We start from the raw sequence: 15,070 nt of genomic DNA, 5'->3' as shown, positions 1-15,070 counted from the left end.
AGGCTAACCAGCGGTGATCGGCGGACGGGAGGCTTCCGCCGAACCCCTCGCACACCGCCCCGCGTCCCCGGGGCTCAGCGGGCGCTGTTCCGGTAGCGCCCCGGGGTGACGCCGACCAACTTCCGGAAGTGCCGGGTGAGATGAGCCTGGTCGTAGAAGCCGGTGGCGGACGCGACCTCGCCCGGCGGCGCCCCGTCGAGCAGCAGCCGCCGGGCCCGCCCGACCCGCAGGGACATCAGGTACTGGTGCGGTGCGATGCCGTACGCACCGCTGAACGCCCGTACCAGATGGGCCGGATGGGCGTGCAGCGACCGTGCGGCCTCCTCGAGGGAGACGCCGGGTACGACCCGGGCGTCCAGCAACTCCCGCAACCGGCGGGCCAGTACCGGGTCCCGGAACCGGCGCGGCGCACCGGCGCGCGGCCGCAGATGGAGCCGCAGCCGCTCCGCGACCAGCGTCAGCCTGCTCTCCGCCTCCAGTTCGTCACCGGGCCGGGCGAGCGCGGAGTGCAGCCGGGCGACCCGCACCCGGAGCACGGGGTCCCGCAGATCGGGGGAGTCCACGGCCGGACCGATCAGCTCCTCCCCGAGCCGGCCGGCGTCGAGGTACACGACCCGCTTGCGGAAACCCCCCGGTGTGGCGGGGGAGCCGTTGTGCGGCACGTGCGGCGGCAGCAGCGACACGGTGTCGTGCGGGGTGCCGTGCTCGTGCCGGTCGAGGTCGTACCGTACGGCCCCGTCGTCCACGATCAGCAGCGTCCACGCGTCGTGGACGTGCATCGGATAGGCGTACTCGGTGAAGCGGGCGTGGAAGACCTCGGTGACGCCCGGCACCACGGGGCGCCACGCGGTGACGAGGTCCTGACCGGCGGCCATGCAAAAAACGTACAAGACCCGGCCGCGCTCCGGAGGCGAGTCTCGGTCCATGAACACCGAACCCCTCCGCTTCGACACGAAGATCGCCGTACTGCTGCGCGAGGACCTGGAGCCCTGGCAGCGCCTGAACGTCACCGCCTTCCTGGTCAGCGGCCTGGGCACCGCGTCCCCCGAGGTGATCGGGGAGCCCTACGAGGACGCGGACGCCGTGCCGTACCTGCCCATGTTCCGCCAGCCCGTGCTGGTCTTCGAGGGTGCGAAGGAGACCCTGAAGGCGGCCCACGGCAGGGCGCTGAGCCGCGCCCTGCCGCGCGCGGTGTTCACCTCGGACCTGTTCGCCACGGGCAACGACCGCGACAACCGCGCGGCGGTCCGGGCCGTCCCGACGGACGGCCTGGACCTGGTGGGACTCGCGGTGTACGGCCCGAAGAACGCCGTGGACAAGGTCCTGAAGGGCGCGCGGATGCATCCGTGAGCGGGCCTCGGCAAAGCCTGCGGAGCGGGCGTACCCGTGAGCGGGCGATGGCCGGACCTGCCTGGTGGCGCGGGGATGCACCCGTGAGCGTGCCTCGGCGGAACCTGCCGGTCGGCGCGTGGGCGTACCCGTGCGCGGGCAATGGCCGGACCTGCCGGGCCGCAGCCGTCAGTGCGCGATGGCCGGACCTCCGGGCGGCGCGTGGGCGCCTCCGTGAGCGTGCCCGGCCGAACGCGCCAGCAGCGCGTGGGCGCACCCGTGAGCGGGCCTCGGCCGGTGTCCGGCTCGTGCTCAGCCGAACATGCCGGGCACGTAGTCGCCGGCGGGCTGCTGGACGATGACGTTCGCGCGGTTGTAGGCGTTGATCAGGGCGATGAGCGCGACCAGGGCGCCGAGCTGCTCCTCGTCGTAGTGCCGGGCGGCGTTCGCCCACACCTCGTCCGGGACCCCGCCGGAGCCGTCGGCGATCCGGGTGCCCTGCTCCGCCAGCTCCAGCGCGGCCCGCTCCGCCTCGGTGAAGACGGTGGCCTCCCGCCAGACCGCGACCAGGTGCAGCCGGGTGGCGCTCTCCCCGGCCGCCGCCGCGTCCTTGGTGTGCATGTCGGTGCAGAACCCGCAGCCGTTGATCTGGCTGGCGCGGATCTTCACCAGCTCCTGCGTGGCGGCCGGCAGCGAGGACTCCGCGAGCGCCTGCCCGGCGGCGTTGAAGTGCCGGATGACCTTGCCGATGACCGGGTTGGCGAAGAGGTTGAGGCGAGCGTCCATGGTGTGCTCCTGGTGGGTAGTGGCTGCTTCCACCTCACTGACGGACGCGAACGCGGGGATGTGACATGGATGGGTGTGACGTGGGTCTCACCGGGGGCGGCTCAGGTGGCAGGGACGTCGGCCCCCGCTCCAGCCGCCGCCTCTGTGCCGGCCGTGGCCGGAGCCGCGGTGCCGACGGCCCGCTCCGGCGGCAGCCGGCGCATCAGCACGCCGTACCCGAGACCGGCCCCAGTCCCCACCACCGCGCACAGGCCCCACAGCCAGCCCGCGCCGAGACGGTCGATGACCGCGCCCGCCATCAGCGGGGCGACCAGCGCGGCGACGGACCAGGACAGGGTGTACACGCCCTGGTAGCGCCCCCGGCCGTGCACCGGGGAGAGCCGGACGACCAGGCCGGTCTGGGTCGGGGCGTTGACGATCTCGGCCAGGGTCCACACGCAGACGGTCAGCATGAAGACGCCGACCGACCCGGCGAAGGCGGTCAGCCCGAAGCCGTACCCGGCGAGGAGCGAGGAGACGACCAGCAGGGTGCGCGGGTCGCGGTGCTCGATGAACCGGGTGACGGGGATCTGCAGGGCGACGATCAGAACGCCGTTGACGGCGATGGCCAGGCCGTAGTCGGCGGGGGAGAACCCGGCCCGCCCCATGGCCACGGGAAGCCCGACCGAGCCCTGCTGGAAGACGAGGGCGACGAGGAAGGACAGCCCCACGACGGCCATGTACCGCCCGTCGCGCAGCACCGTGCCGAGGCCGACCGCCGCCTCCTCCTGCCGTGCCGAGGGCGCGGGCCGCGACTCGGGCACCTTCGCGAAGACGACGACCGCGCAGGCCAGGGTCATGCCGGCCTCGATCAGGAACCCGGCGAGATAGCTGAACTCGGCGATGAACCCGGCCGCCATGGAGGAGACGGCGAACCCGAGGTTGATCGCCCAGTAGTTGAGGGAGAAGGCGCGCACCCGGTCCTCGGGGCGCACGATGTCGGCCATCATCGCCTGCACGGCGGGCCGGGAGGCGTTGGAGGCCATGCCGACGAGGAAGGCGACACCGGCGATGGCGACGGGGTGGGTCATGAACCCGAGCAGCGCGACGGAGACGGCGGTGGCGGTCTGCGCGATCAGCAGCGTGGGCCGCCGGCCGAGCCGGTCGGCCATCACCCCGCCGCCCAGCGAGGAGACGACCCCGCCGAGCCCGTGCAGGGAGGCGACGAGACCGGCGTACGAGGCGGAGTAGCCGCGGTCGAGGGTGAGGTAGAGCGCCATGAACGTGGCGACGAAGGCGCCGAGCCGGTTGACGAGCGTACTCGTCCACAGCCACCAGAACTCGCGCGGCAGCCCGGAGACGGACTCCCGGACGGCACGTCCGACACGGCCTGACGACATCGAGGTTCCCCCGCAGCAGTAAGTGGCTCAACCGGCTAGGACACCTTACGAACGCCAGGCCGGGCCCCGCCACTCAATTAGCGGAACATGTCAATCGAGGGCCGGCGGCGAGGTGCGGCAGACCGCCGTCCGCGTCCCATCCCGGATTTTCCTTAGGTAGGCTCAGTACCATGGCCGACGCACCGTACAAGCTGATCCTCCTCCGCCACGGCGAGAGCGAGTGGAACGCGAAGAACCTGTTCACCGGCTGGGTGGACGTCAACCTGAACGAGAAGGGCGAGAAGGAGGCAGTCCGCGGTGGCGAGCTTCTGAAGGACGCCGGTCTCCTGCCCGACGTGGTCCACACGTCCCTCCAGAAGCGCGCGATCCGCACGGCCCAGCTGGCGCTGGAGGCCGCGGACCGCCACTGGATCCCGGTCCACCGCTCGTGGCGCCTGAACGAGCGCCACTACGGCGCCCTCCAGGGCAAGGACAAGGCGGCGACGCTCGCCGAGTTCGGCGAGGAGCAGTTCATGCTCTGGCGCCGCTCCTACGACACCCCGCCCCCGCCGCTGTCGGACGACTCCGAGTTCTCCCAGGCCCACGACCCGCGCTACGCGACGATCCCGCCGGAGCTGCGCCCGCGCACGGAGTGCCTGAAGGACGTCGTCATCCGGATGCTCCCCTACTGGTACGACGCCATCGTCCCCGACCTCCTGACCGGCCGCACGGTCCTGGTCGCCGCCCACGGCAACAGCCTGCGCGCCCTGGTCAAGCACCTGGACGGCATCTCCGACGCCGACATCGCGGGCCTCAACATCCCGACGGGCATCCCCCTGTCCTACGACCTGGACGCCGACTTCAAGCCGGTCACCCCCGGCGGCAAGTACCTGGACCCCGAGGCGGCCGCGGCGGCCATCGAGGCGGTCAAGAACCAGGGCAAGAAGAAGTAAGCGGTACTGATCAAGCCCCCGACCTGCGAGTTTCTCGCGGGGCGGGGGCTTTTTGGTGGGGCTGGGCCGTCCCGGGGCCGTCAGGTGCGGCGGTGCCAGCGACGGACTCTGATGTCCAGGACGATCAGCAGTGCTACGGGGACGGCGATCTCGACGGGTGCATCGGCCCAGAGGGCGAGCGCGCCGCCGGCCGTGCCGATGAGCGCGAGCGGTAAGTCGCGGGGACGGATGTCGACGGTGACACCTGCGCGTGGGACCATGGGTCCTCCATCTGTGGTCGGTTCCTTGTTGGGGCTTCCGAACGCGGAAATGGAAACGAATGCCGCCCCTGCACGGGCGGCATTCGCATGCGCTGGAACTTTCCCATAGGCGCCGCCTCATACACAAACATGCAGATGGATAGAGGGCGCTGTCCCTGTCCGGTAGACGTTTCGTCTCTAAGTCAGGGACAGGGGAGCTTCCCGGGGCCCGCTAGGTTCGGTTGGCTTTCCAGTTTCTTCCTCTCCTTTCCTGCCGGCCTGGGGTACCCGGAGCTACCCAGATCTACCTAGGGTTACCCCGGCTTGTCCACGGGTTCCGTCTGTCCTCCATCGCCCCCCGCGACAGGTTGTTCCACTGATGGAACGAAACGGCCCGTGTGCTGAACGGCCGATACTTTCCCTCGTGAGGGAGATTGCTGACCTGGGCTGGGGCTTTACCGTCAGCCAGGAAGTTTCTTGCTAGACAGAAAACTTCCTTTCATGGAAGCAAGGAAGTATTGCGGGATGAAACGGGTGCCGCCGATAGAAGGCGGCGGATCTACAGGTCGAGCGTTTCGTAAGCGTGAGCGATCGCTGCTCGTGTGCGCTCCTGACTCGACGGCATCAAGTGCGCGTACACCCGCAATGTCAACCCCGGGCCCGAGTGGCCGAGGTACTCGGCGAGGGCCTTGATGTTCTCGCCCGCGTCCAGGAGCACCGAGGCGTAGAAGTGGCGGAGGGCGTGCATGCCGTTCTCGCGGGACTCGACGTACGACCCGCCCGGCTTCCGCTCGGGGATCACGCCAGCCGAGGCGAGGGTACGCTCACGACGCCGAACGCGGCCGGGGACTGGGCATGGTCAGTGCCCTCGCCCACCGGGTCGTCGTCCACGACACCGACCAGGGCCACACGGTCACCGCCGAGCTGTACGCCGACGCACGGCTGGGAGGCCGGCGATGCTGATGAAGCTGCCCCGGTGGGGTTTCTGGTGTGAATGCTGGACGGAGAGCCTGACCGAGCAAGGCCCGCCGGCACTGGTGGCATCGTTCGACGCCTACTCCGCCCCACAGGCGGACCGTTGGGTAGCGGTCGCCCTCGAAACGACCTCCCCGGCACTGGACGCGGACGCCTCCAGCGCAGCGTGGGAGTGGATGTATGACGGCCGGATCGACACGAGACGAGCCCTGCTGCGGGCCGAGCCCTGCACGCTGTCCCTGACCCACGCCAGCACTCGGATCACCTGGGCGATCCAGCCAGTGCTCTTCCTGCCCCTCGCGCATCGCCAGAGCACCGAACTCCCGGCATGCACGCACGACTTCACGCCCCACTCGGAAGAGTGAGTAACAACTTTCTCTACTGGTTCAAGGCGGCTCGCTCCGCTCCCCGCGCGCGGCCCGACCCCCGGCCGGGCCTGCGCTCGTGTCTCCGCCCCGCTCCAGCCCGGCCGGCGCCCGTGCCGCGCGCACAGCAATCAGCCGCCTGACGTCAGAGAAGAGGTACGTCGTGGCTGGGGCGGTCGGCTCCACGGCTTTAGGCACCGTCTCATTTGGTGAGTCTACGGTAGCAGATGAAGGTGCAGGCGATGCTGGTGAAGGCAAGGAAGTGCTCGGCTTTGCGCTCGTAGCGGCGGTGTAGGCGGCGGCAGCCGGCGAGCCAGGACATGGTGCGTTCGATGGTCCACCGGTGGCGGCCCAGCCGCTGCGAGGACTCGATTCCCTTGCGGGCGATGCGGTGGGTGATCCCTCGCTTCCGTAACCATCGCCGCAGGTGGTCGTAGTCGTAGCCCTTGTCGGCGTGGAGTTTGCCCGGCTTGCGCCGTCGCCGACCACGGCGGGAGCGGATCGGCGGTATGCCTTTCACCAGCGGGATCAGGGCCTGGCTGTCATGGAGGTTCGCCCCAGAGATTCCGACGGATATGGGCAGACCGGTCCGCTCGGTAATCAAGTGGATCTTCGAGCCGTACTTGCCCCGGTCGACACGATTCGGGCCTGTCAGGTCCCCCTTTTCAGAGCCCGCATGTTCACCGAGTCGATCGCGCAGCGGGACCAGTCGAGCTCGCCCCGTGCGCCGAGTTCGTCCAGGACCAGGCGATGAAGCCTGGCCCACACCCTGGCCTTCGTCCACTCCGCGAAGCGCCGATGGGCCGTGGCACCCGACGGCCCGAACGAGGCCGACGGCAACTGCTGCCACGTGCAGCCGGACGTGGCCACGAACACGATCGCGGCCAGCACCTCCCGGTCGCCATGCCGGCGACGGCCACCACCCTGAGGCCGCACCGGCGCCTCCGGCACCACTCGCTGGAACAGCTCCCACAACTCGTCCGGCACCAGCCGCTCAACGATCCCCACCACGGCCGACAGCCTACCCAGGCAGCCAAATGAGATGGTGTCTTAGGCAGCCACTTTGGCGCGAGCTTCGAAGATCAGGGCCCAAAATCGGGCACTAACGGGCAGGTCCACAAGCCTGCCCGATTCGCGGGCCAGCGTAATGGGCCCTGATCGCTCACGCCAAAGCAGCTCCAGCCCAAAGCCGCTCCACCGACCTAATGATCCTTACCGGCCCATGCGGAGAGAATCGCACCTGGAGAGGTTGTCGAGAAGTTAAGGGCAGACTGAACAAAAGGAGCGAAAGCCTCAATCGAAATCGAGGTGACAATCTCTTCCAGGCCTCGACGCAATGCCGACATCCCCTCAATGAAACGAATATTGTTGACTGTTTCTGAATCGGAGACGGAAAATCGCTGGCTACGCTTTCCGCGCTGGGCGGATCTCACGAAGTGGTCGCGTGCGTCAGAACCCACCTTTTCCGTGGTCACGATTACCGGATAATCGGGCCTAAAAATTCCTACTTTGGCGCCGAAGGAGTAGGCGTTGCCGAGGTTGAATTGCTTGTCCTTCAGTTCAAAAAGGGCCAGCCTGCCGTAGACCTCGGCAACGCAATCCACTTCCTCTCCTGCATACTCCTGCTCCATTCGAATGTTCTCGATGGAGACCCCGAGGTCGGTCAAGTTCTGTAGGACCAGAACGGAGAGCCATCTACTTCCGTCAAGCATGGTGCGCCCATATTCAGTGACACTCAACGCTTCCTCGGCCTTTTCAAGAGAAAGGCTCTTTCCGCATGAGCAGCGGACGTTCTGCTCATCGAGCCTTTGCAAAACTCCCATGTTGGGAAGCCTGTTGACCTGAGATCCGGTCTTGGAGCAAATGACAACGATCTCCGTCTCGACCACCCCCGCAGCGATCAAACTCTGCACAACCTCATCGAGGCGGCCTCGGTCCTTTTGGGGAATTTGCTTCGGTGCGTCACTTAGCAGGAGACCGCTCGATGACTTAATTGCGATGGCCAAGACCCTCGTAGCCTTGTCTGACAGGATAGCTGCACATTTCACATCTTGCTCGGTTGGCTCTTCGGCCTTCCCTCCCTGGCCTAGGTTTTCAATCTCACTCAATTTACGGGAAGGTTGGTTGTCTTCGCGTAGCTCGACTCCCCACACAGCCTTGACGTGTCCTTCAAATTCATCCATCACGTTATCATCGAGTGTCGGACCCGCGTATGCCACCGAGAGATAGCACGCGGTCGATTCTTTGCTTACTATCTTCCCGTTCTCATCTCGGTGCGCGCGTGCCCGCGTGATCTCGATCAGGCGGATTGCAATCAGCGTGCTGCCTTTTGCGTAAAGCTCCGCACCGACTACATCCTCGTCGATATAGCTAGTTCTGCGGAACCCGTCGCGTGGCGTCGATTGCAGCGATCTCACCGGGACACCGAATAGCTCGGCCTGCCGCGAGAGAAGGGGGTTGACTGTTGGGTGGTACTGATCAGAGAGGCTGTCTGTCAGCTTCTTTAGCGCGTCAACCGGGTGCTTGTCTGGCTGGGCACTCTTGGAGATCATGAGCAGCATAGAGAGATCGTCCCAGATGTCCTCTCCCGAGTCAGGGGGTTTGCGCAACAGGCCCTGGGCGGGTGCCTCGTTCCCTGACAGTGACGAGGGTGCGCTTCGGGCAGGAGGACGACGGCCGGAGGACTTGCGGGACGCTACGGCGGTGTGCCGGTCAGCATGTTTAGTGAGGCTTGGCCGACCGACCGGGCGAGTCACTGGAGGTTAGCCCTTTCCCAGTGTTGAGCCTCTGCCATCCACGAGTGACATCAACGGCAGTGGACAGTGGCGGCAATCGGCGGCCGCGTGTGGCACGGGGCGCAAGGCTGGCCCCCACTGGACCGGGTAGGGAACGACCTCCGCAAATCGATGATCGTTAGCCGCCTTGAGACCTTCCGGTGCCCTCCCGGCACGAGGCCGCGCGGAGCCGGTGCTCCGCGGCTGCACCACACGAGCACCAGATCGAACGGGGAACAGCGGGGAATCACGGTGAAAGCCCGCAGCGCCAGCGACGGCACAGCTCAACCATCAGCGCAGGTCAGTAGTCGAACCGACCGCAAACGATCGCAGCTTCCCAAGCTGAGGGCTCGGCCGGTTGCCGCCGTCAGGCGCTGGCCGTCGAAACAGGCAGCGTGGCTGAGGCCGGCGGGGGTACAGCGAGGCACACGCGTGCGTGGTCGGTCGGCGCACCCGCCATCGTGGCGGGCTGTCGTCGGCTGGGATTCGGGCTGGGCGCGTCGAAGGTGTCGGCCGCCAGACGAGCGCGGCAAAGCTGGGCCGTCCCTGGGCCGTCCGAGGTCGCTCGACAGTGGCCAATGACGACCAACGACGGCCACCAGGCGCACGAGCCCACCGCCTCCGACCTGCAAAAACCCAGCTCACCAAGATCCCCGGCAAGACCCAGGGCAAGAAGAAGTAAGCGCCGACTGTTCAAGCCCTCTGCCTGCGCTTTCTCCGTGCAGGTAGGGGGCTTGTTGCTGTGGGGGTGGCCGTACGTCAGGATGGGGCGCTTCTTTCCGCCGGACAGCGCCGCTGCCCGGCCTGTCCTGGGGGGCCTCTGTGATCATCGCTGTTTCAGACGGGTACGACCCGGCCTACCAGCTTAGGACGAGCCTGCTCACGCTGGTCTTCGGCATAGCGCTGATCAGTGTCGGGCGGATGCTGTGGCGTTCCGGACGGCTGCCTGCGTATCTGGACCTCAAGCAGAAGGCGCTGGGCACGCTGGTGCCCCAGGATGGCCGCAGCACCGGCGTCCGGACACTCGGGGCGGCCATGATCGGCATGGGCGGGTTCTTCCTCTTCGGTACCGCCTGCCTCGTACTCGCCGGGTTGGGCATGCTCGGTCCCTGAGAGGGCAACGCATGCGGGAGCCCACTGTCGCCCACGGTGTACGGGTACACCCCGAGCTGGGCACGGGGTGTCGCACGGAGCCTCCGGGATCGGCGGAGAAGCCTCAGGACGAGGACCGCGGGACCTCGCAGCGACCTCGCGCTCCATGACCCCCTGCTGGCCGGCAAGGAAGCAACTGCGGGCGCCAAGCCAGTAACCAGTAAGACGGAGCGACGTCATCAGGGCCGGCTCGTCTCAGAGGCGGCCCCGATGGCGTGCTGACGTGCTCGACGGCTCAGAGCGATGCCTCGACTCCGAGGTTTCCCGTAGTGATGGCTTCCCGCAGGACGTGGGCGATCTCCTCGGGCTTGAGGTCGATGCCGTCGAGCCCCTCCGTGGTCAGCGGGATCTCCTCCAGCGCGTACTCGCCGCGTCCCTCGGCGCTGAACTCGGGCCCGGTGCGATCCTCGAAGGACCAGGTCGCGATCCGGGCGAGGTAGAAGAGCTGACGCTCGTCGTCGGACTCCATCGTGTGGAGGAGGCGGACGATGTCGGCCTTCCCCGCGATCTCCTCGTGGATCTCCCGGTGGAGGGCGGCCTCGCGGGACTCGTCGCAGGGTTCCACGCCGCCCCCGGGCAGAACCCAGTACTCGGGGATGCCGGGCCTGGTGCGGCGGATGACCAGCATCGTGTCGTCGGCGGTGATGAGGATGGCACGGACTCGTTCGATCATTTCGGTTCGTCTCCTTGCTTGTTGTCGGTCTCAGTGGAGCAGCCAGCCGCCGTCGACGTGGACAGACTGCCCGGTGATGAACGAGGCGGAGGGACCCACGAGAAACGCCACCAGGGCTGCGACGTCCTCGGGCCGACCACGGCGCGGGACGCACTGGCGCTTGATCTGGTCCTCCGGCCGCGCACGGTGCTGTGCGGGAAGGGCGTTCTCGGCCTCGACCTGGATGGCTCCGGGCATGACCGTGTTGACGCAGATCCCGTAAGGGCCCAGTTCGCGGGCGAGGGAGCGGGTCAGGCCGATCAGTCCGGCCTTCGCGGTGCTGTACGCGACGAGGTCTGTCCGGCCGGCGCGGGCGTTGACGCTGCCGATGTTCACGATCCGGCCCCAGCGGCGTTCGATCATGTCGAGGGTGAGTGCGTGACAGGTGCGGTAGTGGGCGGTGAGGTTCACGTCGAGGGAGTAGTGCCAGGCGGTCTCGTCGGTGTCCTGCCAGGCGACACGGGGGTAGGCGCCGGCGTTGTTCACCAGGATGTCGACGGGGCCGATCTCGTCGCGGACGCGGTCGGCCATGGTCCGGACGGAGCCCGGGTCGGTCAGGTCGGCGTTGACCGAGATCCCGGGGCTGCCCGCGCGCTCGAAGGCGGCGAGAAGGGCGTGGGCCTCAGGGTCCCGGCCGAGGTGGTTGACCGCGACGGTCGCCCCGGCGGCCGCGAGCGCCCGCCCGATCTCGGCGCCGATGCCGGTGGCGCCGCCGGTGACGAGGGCGTTGCGGCCCTGGAGCGGCCGGGTCTGGAGAGGGGTCTCAAGCAGGTGCAGGGACATCACCGCTCCGTTCGCCGGGGCCGGGGTGAGGGGCCGGTGTGGTGGTGAAGAAGGTGTCGAGCGTCGTGTGGGGGTGCTGGCTCTCGGCGAGTTTGACCAAGACGAGCAGAAGGTCGTGTCCGGTCAGCCGGGCGGGCGGGATGACGCCGAGGATGCGCAGGGCGAGGAAGGCACGGACCTCCTCCAAGCCGCTGCCGTTCCCCCTGAGAAGGCCGTCCAGGGCGCGGGTGAGGGCCGCGGTGCGGCCGGGGCCGGTGTGCCAGGAGTACCGGACATCGATGTGCCGACTGCTCCAGTGCAGTTCCAGGTGATCGATGCGCGGGCCTGACCGGGGAGACAAGGCGAGGCGGAGGGTGCGGGCGTACACGTCGGGCTGGTAGCGGGGGACGAGCCAGCCGCCCAACCCCATCAGGTACCAGAGCAGGTTCGCGGCCTCACCCGCGACGGTGTTACGGCCGGCGAAGTCGAAGTCGAGCCAACACAGCGGGTCGGCGATGTTCGGTTCCGTCGGGTCGCCCTGCGTCAGGCCAGTGCGCCGTCGACGGTCAGGCGCCAGGGCATCACGGAGGCGCTCGATGGTGTCAGCGACGTTCAGCGTCAATGGCCTGCCGTTGGCGGTGAGTGTGAAATCGGCCAGTTCCCGCAGGGTGAGGACCGTACCGGTGTGGGGCAGAGCGAACGGCAGATCCCGGAGCAGGTACCAGCGGTCCAGGCGGCCACCGGGGCGAATGCGGTCGAGGTAGAGGTCCGGGACGCACTCGGCCAGCGGCACGGTCTCTCCGGTCTCCTCGGCCGCCGCCCGCAGATCGGCGCAGACGCCGTCCACGAGGCGGTCCAGGCGGGGCTGCACGGCCGGATCGCGGTCGGCGAGCGCGATCACGTCGCCCATGAGTAGCTCGCACCGACCGGTAGCGAAGACGTCCTCGTAGGCGAGGAGCTGGCTGTCCGGAAGTGCGATCTGCCCGTGAAGAGCCGGGACCGCGATACGGGAGGCAAGCCGTGCCCATCCCTTCGCCTCGGCTTCGGCCCGTTCACGGGTCGCCACCGGCTTGTGGAAGACGCCCGCTGTCGTCGAAAACCGTCGAGTGCTCACCGCGTCTCCTCGGGGAGGGTGTCCAGCCAAGCCTGGAGAACGAGACGGGCGAGCGTTTCGGCGGCGGGCCGGTCGGTACGGGCGGTGACGACCAGGCTCGTGTCGTGCCGCGTGGCGTCGAGGAGGACAGTGAGGGCGTCGCTGTCGGAGGGGCATTCGATTCCGCTGAACCGAAGCTGGATCTTCGCGAGGAGCGCGGCGACCTTGTAGAGGGCGCGGAGGTCGGGGGTTCCCTTAAGGAGCTGGCGGCGGATCTCGATGGCGGCCTGGATGCCGTCGCGCAGGCTGGCGGTGATGTCGGTGGCGGCGTCCGGAGCGGGCAGGGCCAGCCCGGGGGTGGCCCACAGGGGGACCAGCACCCCGCTGCCGATGAGAGCAAGGACGTGGAGGAGCCGGGAGGTGACAGCGCCGGCACGGCACTCGGCCCGGGTCAGCACGGTCATGCCCAGCTTGACTCCGCCGAGTTCCGCCTCCAGGTCCGCGAGGATCTGGCGCAGCTCGTCGAGGGAGGAGGTGTCGGCGACGACCAGGACGTCGAGGTCGCTCCAGCCGTGCTGGTATTTGCCCCGGGCGCCGCTTCCGGTGACGACCAGCAGGTCGATCAGCGGGCGCAGTCCGGTGGTGCGGTCGAGGAACTCGGCCAGGTACGACTCCAGGTTGACGGGGAGCCCGAGCGCGTTGACCGGCATGGTGGAGGGCTGGTGCTCCGGCCAGCGGCGGTTGAGCACGATGCGGTCCAGCCGCCGCTCCAGCTTCAAGCGCGGACCGTCGTTGGCGATGACCTCGTGGGTGAGGGAGACGATCTTGTCCGCACCCCGTGCGGCCTTGACGAGGTCCCGGTCGACGACGTCCAAGGCCCCGGCGGTGCCCCGACGCGTGCGCGTGGCCTCGGAGGCGTCCAGGTAGACGATGGTGAGCTGTGGTCCGAGCATCCGAGCGAGTTCGGCGGTCGAATCGAAGTCGTGCAATGACTCGATGCTGACGGAGTCGAGGAAGTGGTGGGCCTGGCAGTAGCGGTCCAGGGCGTCCACGATCAGCTCGGCCTGCACGACCGGCCCGAGCCGGTACGGGTCGTGATTCCCGGCCCGGCCGGCCGCATCCTCGATGAGGTACCCGACCTTGAGCCGGGCGTGGCCGTGCTGGGTGCGCAGGTACTCGCCGGCCGTGCTCTTGCCGCTCTCCGACATGCCGCCCAGCGCGGTGACGTGCACTCCGGCCAAGGCCCTGCCGGGCACCTTCGGGTGCAGGGGCGCCAGAAGCCGACGCACCTCGTCCTGGACGGCGACGGTGGGCCGGTCGCCGATGCGGATCGCCATCGGAAAGCGGCCGTCGTCGACGAGCCGGTTGATCTGCTCGTGGAGCCGGCGCTGGTACGCCGTGTAGATCTTGGTGACGGTGACCTCGTGGGCCAGGCTCCGGCGGGTGCCTTCCTCCGGGTCGTCGCAGTGCAGGAGGACGAGGGCGTGCTCGCCCTCTTCGGCGGCCCGCAGGTCGGTCTCGTACGAGGACAGCAGGTGCCGGGCCCGGTCCGCGGCCTGCTCGGCACCCAGGTCCTCCCGTACGGCGGCCGTCGCGGCGACGGATGCCTCCAGCATCGGGATGCCCCGGTCCAGCAGACGCACCGGCCCGGAGAAGGGGTGCCGGGAGCGTTCGAGGTAGGAGGTGGCGAGGACGTCGGCCACCTCCTCGACGGGTCCGGTCTCGAACCACCAGCGGGCCATGCCGCCAGCCTTGATGGCGGCCCAGCGCGGGTCGTAGTGGTCGAGCGGGCCTGCGGAGGTCGCGGCCGGGCCCATGCGTCGGGCGAGGATTCCGATCTGCTTGGTCTTCCCGGTGTTGTCGGGGCCGCTGAACGCGACCGACACGGGGAGGGGATACGTGTCGCTGTTGGGCGGAATGGACATCGGCTTCCCTTCACTGTGATGCGCTGCGGGTACGCCAGCGAAGAGCCGGTGACGACCTGCGGCGAGATGGGGATGGAGCTCCGGCCCGGTCGGGGCGGGCAGAGCGGCGGGCCGGCGTGCTTATCGGAGGCCGTCGGGGGAGCGGGATCACACGGGTTCGTGCGCTGTTCGTGGGCATTGCCACCGTCGGTTCCTCTCACGTGTCCGGGCAGGCGCCAACACCACGCTGAACGGGACCCGTTCGAGCAATTCGGAGGTCTGCGGGGTGATGTTCAGTGAACGGCGGTCCGTACTCCCGGGACAGGGCCCAGGATGTAGTCCTGCGTAATCCCGCGTAATCCAGGTGGGGAGGGTGACGGGGTGCCTAGGAACCCGGCCGTCGCGGAACTGATCAAGCGAGCCTGCCAGGAACGTGGCTGGGGGCCTTCGGAGTTGGCACGCGCACTCGGCCTCGCCGAGTGCGGTGACCCGCGCCGCTTGCAGCGTCAGCACGCCCGACGGTGGATGGAGGGCGAACGGACCCCTGGACACTGGTGGCCTTATATCGCGCAGGTGTTAGGGCTGGACCCCGAGGCGATCAACCTTCCGGAGCCCGCGCCTGCAGCCCTTCACACGGATACCGTGGCATCAGTCCTGCATCTGGGAAG

14 protein-coding genes and 2 pseudogenes are annotated in these 15,070 nt (G+C 68.4%); 5 read left to right on the top strand and 11 right to left on the bottom strand.

Annotated features, from left to right (window positions below; translation table 11 throughout):
- Nucleotides 1–74 precede the first annotated feature (74 nt).
- The gene (locus HB370_RS18820; RefSeq protein ID WP_030779723.1) at nucleotides 75–875 is read right to left on the bottom strand and encodes an AraC family transcriptional regulator; all 801 of its coding nucleotides are present in this window, start codon (nucleotides 873–875) and stop codon (nucleotides 75–77) included.
- Here HB370_RS18820 and HB370_RS18815 point away from each other — a divergent pair.
- The gene (locus HB370_RS18815; protein ID WP_208974416.1) at nucleotides 874–1,350 is read left to right on the top strand and encodes a DUF2000 domain-containing protein; all 477 of its coding nucleotides are present in this window, start codon (nucleotides 874–876) and stop codon (nucleotides 1,348–1,350) included. The genes HB370_RS18820 and HB370_RS18815 overlap by 2 nt on opposite strands.
- 291 nt (nucleotides 1,351–1,641) lie before the next feature.
- Here the strand turns inward: HB370_RS18815 and HB370_RS18810 are convergent, their stop codons facing one another.
- Both HB370_RS18810 and HB370_RS18805 read right to left on the bottom strand, forming a co-directional pair.
- Nucleotides 1,642–2,115, bottom strand: a complete 474-nt coding sequence (locus HB370_RS18810) for a carboxymuconolactone decarboxylase family protein (RefSeq protein WP_030779717.1) — start codon at nucleotides 2,113–2,115, stop codon at nucleotides 1,642–1,644.
- Nucleotides 2,116–2,216: 101 nt separating this feature from the next.
- Nucleotides 2,217–3,494 carry an MFS transporter gene (locus HB370_RS18805; RefSeq protein ID WP_037701091.1) on the bottom strand — a complete coding sequence of 426 codons (1,278 nt, stop codon included), beginning with the start codon at nucleotides 3,492–3,494 and terminating at the stop codon, nucleotides 2,217–2,219.
- A gap of 170 nt (nucleotides 3,495–3,664) precedes the next feature.
- Here HB370_RS18805 and HB370_RS18800 point away from each other — a divergent pair, with 170 nt between their 5' ends.
- Nucleotides 3,665–4,426, top strand: coding sequence for a phosphoglyceromutase (locus tag HB370_RS18800; RefSeq protein ID WP_030779713.1), 762 nt, complete (start codon nucleotides 3,665–3,667; stop codon nucleotides 4,424–4,426).
- Between the two features lie 80 nt (nucleotides 4,427–4,506).
- Here the strand turns inward: HB370_RS18800 and HB370_RS18795 are convergent, their stop codons facing one another.
- Nucleotides 4,507–4,686: a hypothetical protein gene (locus HB370_RS18795; protein WP_030779710.1), complete on the bottom strand. Its 180-nt coding sequence runs from the start codon at nucleotides 4,684–4,686 to the stop codon at nucleotides 4,507–4,509.
- Between the two features lie 538 nt (nucleotides 4,687–5,224).
- Nucleotides 5,225–5,482 (bottom strand): annotated as a pseudogene (locus HB370_RS18790) (tyrosine-type recombinase/integrase); the annotation flags it as partial.
- A gap of 11 nt (nucleotides 5,483–5,493) precedes the next feature.
- Between HB370_RS18790 and HB370_RS18785 the strand changes: the two are divergent.
- Nucleotides 5,494–5,628: pseudogene (locus HB370_RS18785) on the top strand (ATP-binding protein); the annotation flags it as partial.
- Entirely contained in the window at nucleotides 5,622–6,005 is a 384-nt protein-coding gene (locus HB370_RS18780; protein ID WP_030779706.1) for a hypothetical protein, read from the top strand. The pseudogene HB370_RS18785 and the gene HB370_RS18780, both read left to right, overlap by 7 nt.
- A gap of 202 nt (nucleotides 6,006–6,207) precedes the next feature.
- Here HB370_RS18780 and HB370_RS18775 read toward each other — a convergent pair.
- Both HB370_RS18775 and HB370_RS18770 read right to left on the bottom strand, forming a co-directional pair.
- A protein-coding gene (locus tag HB370_RS18775) for an IS5 family transposase (RefSeq protein WP_244406035.1) occupies nucleotides 6,208–7,007 on the bottom strand; the annotation gives its coding sequence in 2 pieces (ribosomal slippage) (nucleotides 6,208–6,669 and nucleotides 6,672–7,007; 798 coding nt in all).
- A 200-nt stretch (nucleotides 7,008–7,207) separates the two neighbouring features.
- Nucleotides 7,208–8,566, bottom strand: coding sequence for a hypothetical protein (locus HB370_RS18770; RefSeq protein ID WP_157855553.1), 1,359 nt, complete (start codon nucleotides 8,564–8,566; stop codon nucleotides 7,208–7,210).
- Nucleotides 8,567–9,601: 1,035 nt separating this feature from the next.
- Here HB370_RS18770 and HB370_RS18765 point away from each other — a divergent pair.
- Nucleotides 9,602–9,892, top strand: coding sequence for a hypothetical protein (locus HB370_RS18765; RefSeq protein ID WP_030779696.1), 291 nt, complete (start codon nucleotides 9,602–9,604; stop codon nucleotides 9,890–9,892).
- 274 nt (nucleotides 9,893–10,166) lie between these two features.
- On the opposite strand, the gene HB370_RS18760 is transcribed toward HB370_RS18765, so the two are convergent.
- The 4 genes from HB370_RS18760 to HB370_RS18745 are packed head-to-tail and all read right to left on the bottom strand — an operon-like array spanning nucleotide 10,167 to nucleotide 14,423.
- Nucleotides 10,167–10,604, bottom strand: coding sequence for an NUDIX domain-containing protein (locus HB370_RS18760; protein ID WP_030779695.1), 438 nt, complete (start codon nucleotides 10,602–10,604; stop codon nucleotides 10,167–10,169).
- A gap of 30 nt (nucleotides 10,605–10,634) precedes the next feature.
- The gene (fabG, locus tag HB370_RS18755) at nucleotides 10,635–11,426 is read right to left on the bottom strand and encodes a 3-oxoacyl-ACP reductase FabG (RefSeq protein WP_051815514.1); all 792 of its coding nucleotides are present in this window, start codon (nucleotides 11,424–11,426) and stop codon (nucleotides 10,635–10,637) included.
- Nucleotides 11,407–12,519 carry a hypothetical protein gene (locus HB370_RS18750; protein WP_157855552.1) on the bottom strand — a complete coding sequence of 371 codons (1,113 nt, stop codon included), beginning with the start codon at nucleotides 12,517–12,519 and terminating at the stop codon, nucleotides 11,407–11,409. The genes fabG and HB370_RS18750 overlap by 20 nt, the downstream gene beginning before the upstream one ends.
- On the bottom strand, nucleotides 12,516–14,423 hold the full coding sequence (locus HB370_RS18745; RefSeq protein WP_030779688.1) for a nucleotidyltransferase domain-containing protein: 1,908 nt from the start codon (nucleotides 14,421–14,423) through the stop codon (nucleotides 12,516–12,518). The genes HB370_RS18750 and HB370_RS18745 overlap by 4 nt, the downstream gene beginning before the upstream one ends.
- Between the last annotated feature and the right edge of the window lie 647 nt (nucleotides 14,424–15,070).

This window comes from Streptomyces sp. DSM 40868 (assembly GCF_011820545.1).
Lineage (GTDB): Bacteria > Actinomycetota > Actinomycetes > Streptomycetales > Streptomycetaceae > Streptomyces > Streptomyces eurythermus.
The sequence above is the reverse complement of the archived record's forward strand: the minus strand, read 5'-3'. Positions and strand labels throughout refer to the sequence as shown.